The following is a 15,302-nucleotide window of genomic DNA, read 5'->3' as shown; positions in this document are numbered from 1 at the left end:
GCGTCCGAAAACCGCTGGCACTTGTCGGCCGACTGATCTAGGTTCGGCCCATGGTGCGTGCGGAAGGGTCGGTCGAGCGGCAAGCCATTGTCGCCGCCGCGGTGACGGTGGTCCTGTGGGCTTCGGCCTTCGTGTTCATTCGCAGTGCGGGACACGATTTTTCGCCGGGCGCGCTGGCACTCGGGCGATTGCTCGCCGCATCGATCACGCTGGTGACGGTGCTGGTCATCCGTCGCGAGGGCCTGCCACCGCGGGCCGCGTGGCCGGGCATCGTGATTTCCGGAGTGTTGTGGTTCGGCGTCTACATGGTGGCGTTGAACTGGGGTGAGCGGAATGTCGACGCCGGGACCGCGGCGATGGTCGTCGGCATCGGTCCGGTGCTGATCGCGGTGCTCGGCGGATTGGTCCTGCGGGAAGGGTTTCCGGCCCGGCTGATGGCCGGGCTGGTCGTGTCGTTCGCCGGAACCATCGTCGTCGGACTTTCGACCTCCGATGGCGGCGGCGCGGCGGTGCTCGGTGTTGTGCTGTGCCTACTCGCGGCCATCGTCTGGGCCGCATCGACCATCGCGCAGAAACCGGCGCTCATCAGTGCGTCCGCATTGCAGGTGGTCACCTTCGGCTCGGTCATCGGAACGGTCGCGTGCCTGCCGTTCTCCTGGCAACTGATCACCGAGGCCGCCGACGCGCCGCTGTCGTCGACGCTGAGCCTGGTGTACCTGGGCGTCTTCCCCACGGCTTTGGCGTTCACCACCTGGGCCTACGCGCTTGCCCGCACGACGGCCGGAAAGATGGGCGTGACGACCTACGCGGTCCCGGCGCTGGTCGTGCTGATGTCGTGGATCGCGCTCGACGAGGTGCCCGGCGCGCTGACCATCATCGGCGGTGTGCTGTGCCTGGCGGGTGTGGCCATCACCCGGTCCCGGCCGCGCGTCACCGCATCCGTCGATCCGGAAACTGTCGAACCAGCTCCACGCTGAGAGAATGTGCCTGGCCGGTGTCGCCGTCATTCGGTCCCGGCCGCGCGTTGCCGCATCCATCGATCCGGAAGTCGCTGGACTCTCTCCACGCTGAGGGAAAGGGTGCGCGGCCGGTGTCGCCGTCACTCGGTCCCGACTGCGTGTCACCGCATCCGATGATCCGGAAGTCGCTGAACCCGCTCCACACCGAGGGAAATCGTGCGCGGCGTAGGCGGTCGAGTTGCGCGTTCCGCGATGTGTGCGGCAGTCGCGGGGCAGAATCGACAGGCGTGGATACCGTTGACCCCACTGTGGAACTGTTGGACCGCGCATTGACTCAGATGGGCGAGGTCATCGCGGCGATTCGGCCGGAACAGGCCACTCTGGCAACACCCTGTGTCGGCTGGGATGTGCAGGCGCTCGTGCGACATGTCATCGGGCAGAGCCTGCGGAATTTCCTGGCTTCGGCGCGCGGTGAGACGGCCGATTGGGCGGCGCCGCCCGCCGAGTTGAGTGCGAACTGGGCGGCGGAGTACCGCGCGGCCGCCGCACCCGTTCTCGATGTCTGGCACCACGCCGACCTGGAACGACCGGTTCCGGTACCCGGCGGCGCCGAAGCGCCGCTGCGCAGCCGAGCCGACCAGCAGATCACCGAATTGGCCATGCACACCTGGGATCTCGTCCGTGCGACCGACCAGACCATCGACCTCGATCCGGACGTCGCTGAGCACGGACTGGCCTGGTCGCACAAGATGCTGCGCCCGGAGTTCCGCGGCCCGGACAAGGCTTTCGACCTCGAGGTGCCCGTGCCGCCCGACGCTCCCGCATACGATCGGCTCGCAGGTTGGTTCGGCCGGGATCCTTCGTGGAAGTCCGGTTAGCTACCGCGGCAACACGATAGCTAACTCGAGCGGTCCGCGATGCCGAAAACCTGAGCGCCACTGGATATTTCGCGGATCGCAGGCGAGAGCCGGAGTCTGGTCCAGCAGCAGCGTCCGCAGCACGGCCCCGGCGATGGTCCGAACCAACGCGGTGCCGAGACACGCATGGCCGCCATACCCAAGACCCAACTGCGGATTATTGCTGCGCGCGAGATCGAGTCCGCCCGGATTGTCGAAGATGTCCGGATCGTGGTTGGCCGATGCCAGACAGAGCAGCACGGTGTCACCGGAACGGATGGTGTGCCCCGCGATATCGAGGTCGGTGATGGCGAATCTCGGCCCCGAAACCACCTGCGGCGACAGATAACGCAACAGCTCATCCACCGCCGGTCGGGCATCGGTCATGGTCCGCAGCACCCCGAGCTGATCCGGATTGGTGAGCAGCGCCAGTGCGGATCCGGCGATCAGGTCGACGAGCACTTCGTACCAGACGAACAGCAGATAGAAGATCATCGAGGCCAGCTCGTGCGCACTGGGCGAACCGGTCGCGTTACTCGACCGCACCAGCCGCCCGAGCACATTGTCGCCCCGCGCCCCCTCGATCGTCGCTATCACGATGGCGCGCATGGTGGTCAGCGTGTCGCGAGCCCGCGGGGGAGTCACATTCGGCAGCAATGTCGAACGCGCCCAACGCAATAACGCCTGGCGCTCCGGCCCTGCCAAGCCGAGCAACTCGCCGAGTACGGTCGCTGGCAGCGCGACGGCGAACCGCTCGATGAGATCGATCGCGACGCCCGTCTCCACCTCCGCCAAACAAGCCGACACCAATTCCGGTGCCGTGCACGCCCATTCGGTGAGCCGCCGCGGCGACAACTCGGCGGTGACAGCACGCCGCAACCGCGCGTGGTCCGCCGGTTCGCTCTCCAGGAAGCCGAGGTCCAACGGCGACGGCACCACGAACCCGCGGTAGTCCGTTTCCCCGGCATAGCGCGGCTGAGTGGACAGCCGATTGTCGAGTAGTCCGGCCCGAACATCGGCGAACCGGGTCACCAGCCAGGCGGGCGGGCCGTCCGGTGTGCTGACCCGGTGCACCCCGCCGTCCGCGCGCAATCGCCGCAGCGTAGGCCATGGATTCGCGGCGAACTCGGCATCGAAGATCTGCAAAGTCACGCCGCCATCATCCTGGCCGAGCTATCGGCGAACCCGAGGTGTGGCGAAGGTCGCAGAATTTGCTGGTCATTTGGTCGGTGAGGTGCGAGGCTTAAGCGGTGACACATCCTCCGGATACCACGTCGGTCGCAGCGGATCCCGCGACCGACAAGCTCGACATCGCGGTTTTCAAGGTGGCAGGGGTGGTCGTGCTCGGCGCGATCATGTCGATCCTGGACATCACCGTCGTAACCGTCGCGATCCCCAAATTCCAGAACGAGTTCCACACCACCACCGCGATCGCGGCCTGGTCGATGACCGGTTACACCCTCGCGCTGGCCAGCGTCATCCCGCTGACCGGATGGGCGGCGGACCGGTTCGGCACCAAACGGCTGTACATGCTCGCGCTGACGCTGTTCGTGCTCGGCTCGGTGCTGTGCAGCCAGGCCTGGAGCATGGAGACGCTGATCGCCTTCCGCGTCATTCAGGGTCTCGGCGGCGGCATGCTGATGCCGCTCGGCATGACGATCATGACCCACGCGGCCGGTCCGCAACGAGTCGGGCGAGTGATGGCGGTGCTCGGGGTGCCGATGCTGCTCGGCCCGATCTGCGGTCCGATCCTTGGCGGTTGGCTGATCGACAGCTACGGCTGGAAGTGGATCTTCCTGATCAATGCTCCGGTCGGGGTCGTCGCGCTCATTCTGGCCTTCATCGTGTTCCCCGCGGATAACCCGGAGCCGTCGGAATCCTTCGACTTCCTGGGCATGCTGCTGGCCTCGCCGGGTCTTGCGCTGTTCCTGTTCGGCGTCTCCTCGATTCCGGGTGAGGGCACGGTCGTCGCGGCCAAGGTACTCATACCCGCCGCCATCGGCCTGGTGCTCATCGTGCTGTTCGTCTTGCACGCGTTGCGCACCGAGCATCCGCTGATCGATCTGCATCTGTTCCGCAACCGATCGCTGACCTTCGCGGTGCTGACCATGGTGCTGTTCGCGACCGCCTTCTTCGGCGCGGGCCTGCTGCTGCCGACCTACCTGCAGCAGGTGCGCGGCGAAACGGCGATGGCGGCCGGTCTGCTGATGGTGCCGCAGGGCTTGGGCGCGATGTTGACGATGCCGATCGCGGGCCGACTCGTCGACAAGATCGGCCCGGGCAAGATCGTGATGGTCGGAATCTCGCTGATCTCACTCGGCACGGTGTTCTTCGTGCAGCTGAAGTCGGATACGTCGTATCCGTTCATGTTGGGCGCGCTGTTCGTAATGGGCCTCGGCATGGGCTGCACCATGATGCCGACCATGACCGCGGCGATCCAGACGCTGACCCACCAGCAGGTCGCGCGCGGTACGACGCTGATGAACATCATCAACCAGTCCGCCGGGTCCATCGGCACCGCGACGATGTCGGTGGTGCTCAGCAGCCTGCTGAACCAGCATCCGTTCGCCAAGCCCGCGATCGCGTCGAATTACGATCCCTCGATCGGGGCACAGCTGCCACCCGGCGCGGTCGAGACCGGATTGAGCCAGGCCGCGACGGCATTCAGCCACACCTACATCGTGGCGGTGGTGCTCATGGTGCTGACCCTGGTGCCCGCGGCGTTCCTGCCGCGCACCAAGCCGCAGCTGCCCGAGGTCGCGGACGCACCGGCGCTGGTGCATTAGCCGCAGCGTCCGAGTTCGCCTGTGCATCAGGCGAACTCGGACCAGGGGTGGTTCGATTCCAGGAATTCCAGGACGAGTGGGCTTGCGATGCTTCGGAATTCGTCGAAGTAGGCGTGCCGGGCACCCGGGATCCAGGCCAGCCGCGCCCCCGGAATCCGTTCCGCGAGCAACGGCGCGTTCGCCGCCGGATTGAACCAGTCCTCGCTTCCGTGCACGATCAGGGTCGGGACCGCGATATCTGCGAGCACATCCCATGCGTCATGCCTATTACTGGCGTAGAGATGTCTGCGCTTCGCGTAGGCGGGCATGGCCGGATCACCGAGGGTGTTGAACGGCCCGGACGCGTTCGCCAGATACTCCGGGGTGTACATCAGTTCCAACAGCGCCTGCCGCGCCGCCACCGGATCGGGCTGGGCCAGTGACCTGCGCACCCCGGCGTCCCGCTCGACAGCGTGGCGACCACCCGGTGACGTGCAGCCGAGCACCAGCGTGTGCACCCGATCCGGGAACCGCGCGGCCAGCCACTGCGCGACCCGCCCGCCCATGGACGTGCCGTACACCGCGGTCTTCTCGATGCCGAGAGCGTCGAGCACCGCGATCGCGTCCTCGGCGAATCCGAGGGTGCTGTACGGGATATCCGGCTTATCGCTGTCCCCGGTCCCGCGGTAGTCCAGTGTGACGGTGCGATACGCGGTCTCGAAGTCGGCGCGGATTCCATCCCACCAGTGGTGGTTGTTGGCCTGTCCGCTGAGCAGCAGCAGCGGCGGACCGGCACCGCCGGTCTGATACGCGATCCGGGCGCCATCCGCGGCCTCGGCATGCGGCACGTCGAATTCCCTTCAGCCGTAGAGGGTGACGAAACGCTCCAACGAGCGCTCGATATCACCCTTCAGCGCCCGCGCGACACCGGAACCGATCGGGCCGAACAGCGGTGCGCCGCCCAGATCGATATCGACGGTGACCTCCGAGCCCGCACCCTTCGCGGCGACGAGCAGTTCGAGCTTGAATTTGGTACCGCCCTTGCCGGTACCGCTCAAGGCGAGTCGGCGCGGCGGTTCAGCGGCCTTGACCGTCCAGGTGACCCGATTGCGCAGTCCCTTGACCGACGCGACACCGACCAGTTGGGTACCGACCGTGAGTTCGGCGGGCACCTCGTTGCGCCACGCCTCGTGCATGAGCAGCCATTTGTCGAGTTCGGACAGGTTGGAGGTATGTGACCAGGCCTCCTGCGGCGGAATCGGCACGTCGACGGACACCTTGAGCTTTGCCATTCGCGCATATTATCCGGTACCCGCGGTTCGCTATTTATAGCATTCGGCCATACCGATCGGGCGGTACGCGAAATCCTCGGGGCCGCTGGCAGTTCGAGGAATCAGAATGTGGTCCTCGGATCGAGAGAGACTTCCCCGCGATGCTGCTACTGTGGGCGGGTCGTCGGGTGCCGAGCTACTGATCGGCTCGATCCGGGCGGTCGGTGATTCTTCGAATCGCTTGCCGTGCGGGCACTCTGGGGTTGGTGCCGGTGTCGATGTGGCCGCATTCGACGAATGTTGATCCTGGTCGGCGTCGCGAGGAAGGCGAGACAACGCGCAGTGACTCCGGCTGTCGCAACGACGAGAGAGCTGATGAATCAAGATATCGCCGTGGTGCTTTCATGGATCCTCGCCCCCGCTCTCATTATTGCCGTGGCGGCGGCGTTGTATGTAGCGCAGTACGCGAAACAACAGAAGATCCGCGCCGACACCCTCAATAGAGCGAATCGGGCGCAGGAGGAAACCCTCGAGCACTTCGCCGGGCAGACACTGCCGGCGATGACCGAAGCGGTGCGCCGCTTCGAGGCACCGGTTTCGGCCATCGAGGTGCCGACGGGTCAGGAGAATTCCCGGTTCGTCCAGTGCCTGCAATGGATTTCCGAGCGGTACGCCGATGACCTGCGCATGGTGCAGTCGGAGGCGCACGAGCAGGCCGTGCGCGAGGCCGAGGAAAAGGCGCAGCAGGCGATCAAGGCGACCGAGGAGAGCACTCGCGCCGAGATCGAATCCGCCTCGCGGGCCGCGACCAGTGCGGCGGTGCGCTCCTTCGGCACCTCCGTGGTCAGCCTCGGCGCGGATGTCAGCCAGGTGGTGAGCGCCGCGCTGCGCGAGCACCGCGACGACGAGGTCTATGCCACCCTGACCCGCATCGACCACACCGTGCAGCAGATGCTGCGGCAGGCGCAGTCGTATGTGATCGTCTGTGGTGGTCTGCCGGGTCGACGCTGGCCAGCGCAGTCGCTCACCGATGTGGTCGGCGGCGCGATCGGGCGTGTGCGTGACTACCTGCGGGTGCGGGCCAACCAGCTCGACCGCATCGTCATCAGCCGCGCGGTGGAACCGCTCGTGCACACGCTGGCCACGCTGCTCGACAACGCGCTGCGCTACTCCCCGCCGACGTCGTATGTGGATGTGACCTTCCAGGAGGGCCACCACGGCGTCACCGTCATCATCGACGATGCCGGTGTGCGGATGAACGCGGAGCAGATGGAGGAGGCCAGGCAGGTACTCGCCAACGAACGCCCGATCGACATCCACCAGCTCGGTCCGTCCCCGCGCGTCGGTTTCCCGGGTATCGCGGCACTGGCCCGACGCTATGGATTCACCGTCTACATCGATGGCCCGAACGTTTACGGCGGTATGCGGGCGATGGTCTACATCCCCGAGGCGCTGCTCGTCACCGCCGTGGCCAACGCCGAACCGGCCGTTCCCGCCGTCACCCCGGCCCCGGAACCCGTGCCGCCCGCTGTCGCCGAGGATAAGCCCTTCGAATTATCCCCGGTTCCGGTCTTGGCCGGGGTGGGCGAACAACCCGCCGAGAACGAGGAGTTCGCTGTGCACGAGATCACCAGTGGCGGCCTACCCAAGCGACGCCGTCGGGCGGTGTCTTCGGTACCCGCGCAGACCGGCACCGAATCCGAAGCGGGACAGGCTCGTCCCGAAATCGCCTCCGCCTGGCAGATGGGTTCCAAGAGCGGCCGTGAGGCTGCTGCCTCCGATAACAGCGAAGGGATGTCATCCTGATGAGCACACCGGTGACCGACAGCAGCAATAGGCTGGGTTGGCTACTCGAGGATCTCAGCAACGTTCCCGGCGTCCGGTTCGCGGTGCTGCTGTCCGACGACGGACTGCGGATCGCGCACTCCGACGGTGTCAACAAGGATGATGCCGAGCGTTTCGCCGCGGCCGCCTCGGGTCTGCGGTCACTAGGTAAAGCGCTCGGTGAATTCTGTGGTGGCCTCGACAACGGTGTGCGCCAGAACATGACCGAATACGACCAGGGCATGATCCTCATCACCGCGGCGGGCGAGGGTGCACTGCTCGGTGTTTCGACGACAGCCGAAACCGATATCGGTCTGGTCGCGCACCGCATGAACGAACTCGCCGGGCGGGTCGGGCACGAGTTAGGCGCCCAGCCGCGCGGAAGGGTTGAGGGCGGCTTGACGTCATGACGAGGTCCCGGCGAGACCCCGACTTGGTCCGGGCCTATGTGCGCACCGGGGGGCGGATCCGTCCCAGTCGCGAGCTGGACCTGGTCACCCTGGTCGTCGCCGCCAAAGATCCGGCACCTGGTGCGACGCCCGATGCGCGCCAGGTGCTGAACCTGTGCAGCCGTCGCAGCGCCCTGTCCATTGCCGAGATCGCCGCCTATCTCGACCTGCCGCCGTCCGTGGTGAAGATCGTCGTCGCCGATCTGCTGGACAGCGAACACCTGGCCACTCCGACCCCGGCCGAAGTCATGCCGGAGATCACCCTGCTCGAGGAGGTACTCAATGGGCTCCGCGCTCTCCCGGCCTGAGCGCACTGTCGACTATGTGCCGGAGACCGTGACCCGGTCGGTAAAGCTCTTGGTGGCAGGCAATTTCGGTGTCGGCAAAACGACATTCGTGAACAGCGTTTCGGAGATCCGGCCGCTGCGTACGGAGGAGACGATCACCGAGGCCAGTGTCGGCGTCGACGATATGGCCGGGCTACCCGGCAAATCGCAGACGACCGTGGCGATGGATTTCGGCCGTATTACGCTGAATCCCACACTCGCGCTGTATCTTTTCGGGACGCCGGGGCAGCGGCGCTTCGTCCCGCTGTGGGAGGAGTTGGCGCGCGGTGCGCTCGGCGCCCTGGTCCTGGTGGACACCCGGCGCATCGAGAAGGCCGACGAGGTGCTGTCCGTGCTCGAGGAGCGCGGGGTCCAGTATTCGGTCGCGGTCAACCAGTTCGAAGGCGCGAAGCGCTATCCGCTCGAAGAGATCCGGGACGCACTGGATCTCGCGCCGGATACTCCACTGACTTCCCTCGACGCGCGTCAGCGCAGCACCTGTCTGCGGTCGCTGATCACGCTCGTCGAGTTCCTATTCCATCGCCAGGAGTCCCGGAAGTAACCGACGCATTGCACAGTGATTCAACAAAGCCCGGCCCTATCGCGTTGGGGTCGCCGATCGATACCGACGGCCCGCGCGTACCGCTCTACTCCGAGGAGTTCGCAGCAGATCCGCACCGCGCGTATCGGGAAATGCGCCGCCAGTACGGATCTCTGGTACCGGTCGACCTATCCCCGGGTGTACCGGCCACCTTGGTGATCGGCTATCACACCGCCGTACGAATCCTCAACGATCCCGACCACTTTCCGGCGGATCCACGCACCTGGCAGCAGGATATTCCCGGCGAATGCCCGGTCCTGCCGATGCTGGAATGGCGCCCGAATGCCTTGCGCAGCGCGGGAAACGAGCATTTGCGCTATCGGCAGGCGAATGCGGCAAGCCTCGGCGAAATCGATCTGCACGCATTGCATGCCGTCGTCGAAAAGGTCGCCGTCCCGCTGATCAATGCCTTCTGCGGTGACGGCGCGGCCGACCTGATCAGCCAGTACGCATTTCCGCTCAGCTTCCAGGTGCTGAATGTGATGCTCGGCTGCCCGGCGGAGATCGGCCAGCAGGTCGCCACCGGGATGGCGGCGATCTTCGAGGGTGTCAACGCCGATAAGGGCAATGCGATGCTCACCGACGCGCTGTTCGAACTCGTCACGCAGAAGCGCAGCATTCCCGGCGACGACATCACCTCGCGGCTGATCGCGCATCCGACCGTGCTCTCGGACGAGGAGATGATCCACCAGCTCGTCACCATCTACGGCGCGGGCATCGAACCGCAGCAGAATCTGATCACCAACACACTGCTGCTGATGATGACCGACGACCGGTTCGCGGGCAACGTGCACGGTGGAAGTCTTTCCACCCGGGACGCACTCGACGAAGTGCTGTTCACCGACCCGCCGATGGCGAACTACTGCGTCTCCTATCCGAGACAGCCGATTCTCATCGACGGCGTCTGGCTGCCCGCTCACCAACCGGTCGTCATCAGCATGTCCGGATGCAATAACGATCCCGCCGTCGGGGTGAGCGAATTCGGGCCCAACCGTTCGCATCTGGCGTGGAGTGTGGGCCCACATTCCTGCCCGGCGCGGTCGGTGGCCTATCTCATCGTCCAGGACGCCATCGACCAACTGCTCGACGCACTCCCCGAAATGCGTTTGGCGATAGAGCCCGAACAACTCGGCTGGCGCCCGGGACCGTTCCATAGGGCCCTGGTGTCCCTGCCCGTCACCTTTCCCAAATCCCCTCCGCTAGCCATGCTTTAAGGAGATCTGTGGCGCAACAACCTATTACCCTGGATCTGACGGGAACCGATATCCAGGGCGAGTCCGCACGCCTGCGCGAGCGTGGGCCGGTGGCGCTGGTGGAATTGCCCGGCGGTGTGCGGGCCTGGTCGGTGACCGATGCCGGGCTGCTGAAGAAGCTGCTCGTCGACGCGCGGGTGTCCAAGGATGCGAGCCAGCACTGGCCCGCCTTCATCAATGGTGAGATCCCGCAGGACTGGCCGCTTTTCCTGTGGGTCGCGGTCAACAATATGTTCACCGCCTACGGTGCGGACCACAAACGGCTGCGCAAGTTGGTCGCGCCCGCATTCACCCATCGGCGCACCGAGGCCATGCGTGGGCAGATCGAGCGGATCACCGAGGACCTGCTCGCCGAACTCGCCAAGGCGCCAGCGGGCGAACCGGTCGATCTGCGTGAGGGTTTCGCGTATCCGCTACCGATTCAGGTCATTTCCGAATTGATGGGTGTGCCCGAGGAGCTCAATCCGGGCTTGCGCAAATGCGTCGACGGTATTTTCGACACCTCGCTCGGTCCGGAAGAGTCGCAGGCGAACTACATGGAGATGTACCGGATTCTCGGTGAATTGGTGGCGTATCGGCGCGGCCATCCCGGCGACGATATGACGAGTCTGCTGATCTCACACCGCGACGAGGACGACGGATCCCAGCTCACCGAGCAGGAATTGATCGATACGCTACTGCTCGTCATCAGCGCCGGGCACGAGACCACGGTCAACTTGCTCGACCAGGCGATCTTCGCGTTGCTGACCAATCCGGCGCAGCGCGACGCGGTAATCGAGGAACGTGCCAGCTGGGCCGATCTGGTCGAGGAGGCGCTGCGGTTCGAAGCGCCGGTCGCACATCTGCCGCTGCGGTTCGCGGTGGACGATATCGAGATCGACGGGGTGCATATCGCCAAGGGTGAGCCGATTCTCGCCTCGTACGCGGCCGCCAACCGTGATCCGAAAGTGCACGGTGCCACCGCCGATCAATTCGATGTGGCCCGAGACAGTAAGGACCACTTGGCTTTCGGATACGGCGTGCACCATTGCCTTGGTGCGCCGTTGGCTCGGCTCGAGGCGCTGGTGTCGTTGCCCGCGATCTTCGCGCGCTTTCCGAATATGCGGCTGGCGGCGGACACCTCCGAGCTGGGCACGGTGGTCAGCTTCATCTCCAATGGGCATGCCAGGCTGCCGGTTACACTGAATTAGTCCACCTGAAATACCGGGCCCCCTTCCGATTTCGATCGGGAGGGGGTTCGTGCCTTTCCAGGGTCAGCGCAGGGCGTCGATACGGCCCTGTTTTCGGGCTCGGGCCAGTCCGCGCCGGGCCATCAATCCGTTGGCCAGCAAGAGCAGTGTCTTGTTCGGGGGTGCGAGGAAACCGGATTCGGTGTGCGGTGCGTAGGTCGCGTCGGTGCCGTCGATTTCGATCCAGCCGGTGTGCTGGCGGCATTCGAGGCCGACGAGTTGTGGGCGGTAGGTGTGGGCGAGCAGGCCGGCGCGCCGGCCGCCCTGGGCGACTTCCGCTGGGACCGTGAGGTTTACGCCCGCCTCGCTCGACCCGGTGACGTGCGCGGGGACCACGACCGGATAGCCGTCGGACTGGCGGTAGGCGAGCAGGCAGTGCGGCAGTTTCGTGGCGCGTGCGGCGGCCTTGGCGCTGTCGACCCGAGGGCCGGTGCCGTTGGCGGGCGGCTGCTGCGAGTCAGCGGTGCTGGGCAGCGGTTCGCCGAATACTTCCGGTTCGCCGGTCGCATCAAGATCTGGCCAGGCGATGATGCGGGTGACCGCGACCGTCACCACCACCCGGTCGGTGTAGTACGCGCTGAGCCAGCGATCCCACAAGCGGCCGCGTCGCGGTGCGCCCAGATAGGGCGTCGCCTGCTCGCCGATGCGGTCGAGGGCTTCCTGATCGGGCTCGGCGTCGAAGGTCGCCATGCCCTGCACCAGCACGAAGCTCTGATTGTGTTGATCACCCAGACCGTGCTCGCGCGCGTGATACGCGAGCGCGACCTTCGGCTCCCGTTTGATCCGCTCCAGTTTGCGACCGAACCCGAGCGAGGTCGTGAACCCGACCGTCCCCAACTCCCGGTCCCGCATCCCGATCGGCGATACCGCGGTCACCACCGCTCCACCGGCCGGAGTGATATAGGCCAATCCAGCGGTGAGATCGCCACGCAATACATCGTCGATTTCGTCCGGCCAGGTAACTGCCATGCGCCGCAGACTAGTCCCCTTGTCGGGGCGATAGGTCGCATATGCGCAATCGGCGGCGATTCCGTTGCTCCGGACCGTGATTCGCGTGCCGAAGGCTCGGCAGCGGGCACACCAGGTCCATCCATCCTGTTCGAGAATGTCCAGGGCCGTGGTAGTCGGGACATCACGGCTGTGCGCGCATCCGCTAGGTGTCCGGCTGCTGATCGAGCAGTCCTCGGTCGATGAGGTCGTGCACCCGCCCGACCGCGAATTCGATGGCGGCTGGATCGGTCGATAGCGGGCCGTCGATAAGCAGACAGGCCAGCCCGTGGACCGCCGACCAAGCGGCGATTTCCGCGCCGGGTCTGCGTTCGGGATGGAGTAGTCCGGCCGACTGCGCCTGGTCGAGTACGCGGCCGAGGATTTCGTAGGGGTTGGTGCTGCCGGTATGCGGTTCCGGCGAGGCCGCGGGTTCGGCGTGCACGCCGAATGCCGTGCGGAACAGCCCGGGCTGGTTCAGTGCGAAATCGATGTATGCGGTGCCGACGGCGTGCAGCCGTCGGCGTGGGTCCCGGCTGCGGGCGATGCGGCGACTCATCTCGGCGGCGAGCGCGCCGCGGGCGTGGCCCGCCACTTCGGCGAGCAGTGCCTCACGGTCGGCGAAATGGCGGTAGGCCGCCGAATGCGAAACCCCGGCAGTGCGGGCGACTTCACGCAGAATCACCCGGTCCGGTCCGCCGTCCCGTGCCAATGCCACGCCCGCCTCGATGAGGGCTGAGCGCAACGCGCCGTGGTGGTAGGGCTTGCTCATGCCGACAGGATCGCATATCGGCAGACATGTTGACAGCGGTCACATCGGGGTCGCATACTCGAATATGTGACCAGTGGTTACTTTCCTGGTCAGTATGTCGTCGTATACCGAAAAGGGCTGGAATGAAGGATATTTCGATCGACACCCCTTATGCGACCGGCATCTCCCGGCTCGGCATCGAACGCGCTCTGATCGCCGCGGGCAGGGACCTCGGCAAACTCCGGCTCGAAGATGTCGCGTTGGTCGAGGACTTTCACACCATGGGTCGCATCGCCACATATCAACTGGTGGACCTGACCGGCCTCACGCAGCGCAGCCGGGTGCTCGACGCCGGTAGCGGGATCGGCGGGACCGCCCGTTTCATCGCGGACCGATGCGGTTGCCCGGTGACCGCCGTGGATCTGACCGCCGACTATTGCGATACCGCCGAGTGGCTCAATGAGCTTGTCGGACTGCGGGATCGGATCGCGGTGCACCGAGCCGACGTCACCGCGCTGCCCTTCGCCGACGGCAGTTTCGATGTGACCTTCAGCCAGCACGTGCAGATGAATGTCGCCGACAAGGACCTGCTCTACCGAGAGGCCCGTCGGGTCCTGGTCGCGGGCGGCCTACTCGCGATCTGGGATATCACCGCGGGTTCCGGCGGCGACCCCGGCTATCCGTTGCCCTGGGCCGAGCGACCGGAACAGAGCCATCTGGTGACTTCCAATGCGTTGCGCGGGGCGATCCAGACAGCGGGTTTCGTGATCGAGCAGTGCAATGACCGCACCGAACAAGCGGCCGCGACCATGCGGGCGATACTGGACTCGCCACCCGATCCCATTGGGCTGCATGCCTTCGTCCCGAACTTCGCCGAGAAGGCCGAGAACCTGACCCGCGGCCTGGCTGACGGCACCCTCCGGGCCGTCCAGGTTATCGCCCGCGCGGTGCGGTAATCGGCCACGCGGACATCGCGGTCTCACCGATCAGTCAGCTGGTTGTCCACGGCCGCAGTTTCTCCGGGTTCCGAATGGCCCAGATGCGGGTGATCCGGCCGTCTTCGATGTCGAAGGCGTAGACCGACACGATGGTGTCGGCGAGCTGAGCCACCAAGCCGGGTTGGCCGTTCACCGTGCGCTCGAGCAGTACGACCTCGGGACCGCGGGCGGCGATATCGATCCAGGCGCGGGCGATCTGCTCGCCGCCGGTGATCGGGTGGAGGAAGGCCGGAGCCAGGCCGCCGCTGTCGGCCGTCGCGGTCGCCTGCGGATCGAGCAGGCCGATCAGCGCCTGGATATCTCTCGTCTCCCAGGCCCGTTTGAAGTCCCGGACGACTTCGGCGCGTTGGGTTGGCGGCGGACTCTGCGAAGTGCGGATGCGGCGGCGGGCGGAGGAGGCGAGCTGGCGACAAGCCGCGGGGCTGCGGCCGACGATGTCGGAGACCTCGGCGAAGGAGTAACGGAAGACATCGTGCAAGACGAACGCCACCCGCTCGGCTGGCGTCATGGAATCCAGCACGACGAGGAAGGCCATACTGATCGACTCGTCGAGGGTGACCCGGTCGGCGGGATCGGCCGGGACGGGACCGCCGAACCATTCGGAACGGCCGGGTACCGGCTCCGGAATCCATTCGCCCACATAGCGTTCCCGCCTGGCGCGCGCCGAGCCGAGCAGATCGAGGCAGATCCGGCTGGCGACCGTCGTCAACCACGCGCCGGGCGCGGCCACCTCCCGCCGCTGCCGCTCGGACAGTGCGTACCAGCGCGTGTAGGTCTCCTGCACCACATCCTCGGCCTCGGCCAGCGAGCCGAGCAGCCGGTAGGCGAGATTGAGCAGTTGACGGCGTTCGCTGATCACCGCGGGCAGGTGCGGGTCGGTCATGGTCGGCTCCTTCGGTCTGTGTCCTCACCGAAATCGACGAATCAGCGACCAGAAATGTGAGCGACGCGAAGCGTCTCGATGAGGAGTGGTCGGGCGGCCTGACATTCCGG

At 65.9% G+C, this 15,302-nt stretch carries 16 protein-coding genes; 10 read left to right on the top strand and 6 right to left on the bottom strand.

Annotation, left to right across the window (positions count from 1 at the left end):
• The first annotated feature begins 50 nt into the window (after positions 1 to 50).
• Positions 51 to 977 (top strand): DMT family transporter, encoded by a 927-nt coding sequence (locus tag ACQP1T_RS24560; RefSeq protein ID WP_433755404.1) that lies wholly within the window; start codon positions 51 to 53, stop codon positions 975 to 977.
• A 269-nt stretch (positions 978 to 1,246) separates the two neighbouring features.
• Positions 1,247 to 1,837 carry a TIGR03086 family metal-binding protein gene (locus ACQP1T_RS24555; RefSeq protein WP_433755403.1) on the top strand — a complete coding sequence of 197 codons (591 nt, stop codon included), beginning with the start codon at positions 1,247 to 1,249 and terminating at the stop codon, positions 1,835 to 1,837.
• Here the strand turns inward: ACQP1T_RS24555 and ACQP1T_RS24550 are convergent, their stop codons facing one another.
• Entirely contained in the window at positions 1,838 to 3,007 is a 1,170-nt protein-coding gene (locus tag ACQP1T_RS24550; protein ID WP_433755402.1) for a cytochrome P450, read from the bottom strand.
• 98 nt (positions 3,008 to 3,105) lie between these two features.
• Here ACQP1T_RS24550 and ACQP1T_RS24545 point away from each other — a divergent pair, with 98 nt between their 5' ends.
• Entirely contained in the window at positions 3,106 to 4,641 is a 1,536-nt protein-coding gene (locus tag ACQP1T_RS24545; RefSeq protein ID WP_433755400.1) for a DHA2 family efflux MFS transporter permease subunit, read from the top strand.
• 26 nt (positions 4,642 to 4,667) lie between these two features.
• Here ACQP1T_RS24545 and ACQP1T_RS24540 read toward each other — a convergent pair whose 3' ends face one another.
• Positions 4,668 to 5,468, bottom strand: a complete 801-nt coding sequence (locus ACQP1T_RS24540) for an alpha/beta fold hydrolase (protein WP_433755398.1) — start codon at positions 5,466 to 5,468, stop codon at positions 4,668 to 4,670.
• Positions 5,469 to 5,480: 12 nt separating this feature from the next.
• Positions 5,481 to 5,912 (bottom strand): type II toxin-antitoxin system Rv0910 family toxin, encoded by a 432-nt coding sequence (locus ACQP1T_RS24535; protein ID WP_433755397.1) that lies wholly within the window; start codon positions 5,910 to 5,912, stop codon positions 5,481 to 5,483.
• Between the two features lie 354 nt (positions 5,913 to 6,266).
• Between ACQP1T_RS24535 and ACQP1T_RS24530 the strand changes: the two genes are divergently transcribed.
• The 6 genes from ACQP1T_RS24530 to ACQP1T_RS24505 are packed head-to-tail and all read left to right on the top strand — an operon-like array spanning position 6,267 to position 11,534.
• Entirely contained in the window at positions 6,267 to 7,697 is a 1,431-nt protein-coding gene (locus tag ACQP1T_RS24530) for an ATP-binding protein (RefSeq protein WP_433755395.1), read from the top strand.
• A complete protein-coding gene (locus ACQP1T_RS24525; RefSeq protein ID WP_397034206.1) occupies positions 7,697 to 8,125 on the top strand; it encodes a roadblock/LC7 domain-containing protein in 429 nt (142 codons plus the stop codon). Before ACQP1T_RS24530 ends, ACQP1T_RS24525 begins: the two co-directional genes overlap by 1 nt.
• Positions 8,122 to 8,472, top strand: a complete 351-nt coding sequence (locus ACQP1T_RS24520) for a DUF742 domain-containing protein (RefSeq protein ID WP_063037917.1) — start codon at positions 8,122 to 8,124, stop codon at positions 8,470 to 8,472. Before ACQP1T_RS24525 ends, ACQP1T_RS24520 begins: the two co-directional genes overlap by 4 nt.
• Positions 8,447 to 9,052 (top strand): GTP-binding protein, encoded by a 606-nt coding sequence (locus ACQP1T_RS24515; protein WP_040689533.1) that lies wholly within the window; start codon positions 8,447 to 8,449, stop codon positions 9,050 to 9,052. The genes ACQP1T_RS24520 and ACQP1T_RS24515 overlap by 26 nt, the downstream gene beginning before the upstream one ends.
• Positions 9,053 to 9,096: 44 nt before the next feature.
• Complete coding sequence (locus ACQP1T_RS24510; RefSeq protein ID WP_433755393.1) at positions 9,097 to 10,305, top strand: cytochrome P450; 1,209 nt, start codon at positions 9,097 to 9,099, stop codon at positions 10,303 to 10,305.
• 8 nt (positions 10,306 to 10,313) lie between these two features.
• The gene (locus ACQP1T_RS24505) at positions 10,314 to 11,534 is read left to right on the top strand and encodes a cytochrome P450 family protein (protein ID WP_433755392.1); all 1,221 of its coding nucleotides are present in this window, start codon (positions 10,314 to 10,316) and stop codon (positions 11,532 to 11,534) included.
• Positions 11,535 to 11,597: 63 nt separating this feature from the next.
• Here the strand turns inward: ACQP1T_RS24505 and ACQP1T_RS24500 are convergent, their stop codons facing one another.
• Together ACQP1T_RS24500 and ACQP1T_RS24495 are read right to left on the bottom strand one after the other, a co-directional pair.
• Positions 11,598 to 12,542, bottom strand: coding sequence for a hypothetical protein (locus ACQP1T_RS24500; RefSeq protein WP_433755391.1), 945 nt, complete (start codon positions 12,540 to 12,542; stop codon positions 11,598 to 11,600).
• Positions 12,543 to 12,726: 184 nt separating this feature from the next.
• The gene (locus ACQP1T_RS24495) at positions 12,727 to 13,332 is read right to left on the bottom strand and encodes a TetR/AcrR family transcriptional regulator (protein ID WP_433755390.1); all 606 of its coding nucleotides are present in this window, start codon (positions 13,330 to 13,332) and stop codon (positions 12,727 to 12,729) included.
• Positions 13,333 to 13,454: 122 nt separating this feature from the next.
• On the opposite strand from ACQP1T_RS24495, the gene ACQP1T_RS24490 reads away from it, so the two are divergent.
• Entirely contained in the window at positions 13,455 to 14,267 is an 813-nt protein-coding gene (locus ACQP1T_RS24490; RefSeq protein WP_433755389.1) for a class I SAM-dependent methyltransferase, read from the top strand.
• A 34-nt stretch (positions 14,268 to 14,301) separates the two neighbouring features.
• Here the strand turns inward: ACQP1T_RS24490 and sigJ are convergent, their stop codons facing one another.
• Positions 14,302 to 15,192: an RNA polymerase sigma factor SigJ gene (sigJ, locus tag ACQP1T_RS24485; protein WP_433755388.1), complete on the bottom strand. Its 891-nt coding sequence runs from the start codon at positions 15,190 to 15,192 to the stop codon at positions 14,302 to 14,304.
• Between the last annotated feature and the right edge of the window lie 110 nt (positions 15,193 to 15,302).

The sequence above is a fragment of the Nocardia sp. CA-135398 genome, from assembly GCF_050955845.1.
In the GTDB taxonomy this organism is placed as follows: Bacteria; Actinomycetota; Actinomycetes; order Mycobacteriales; family Mycobacteriaceae; genus Nocardia.
Note: the sequence above shows the minus strand (reverse complement) of the source record. Positions and strands in the feature narration are given on the sequence as shown.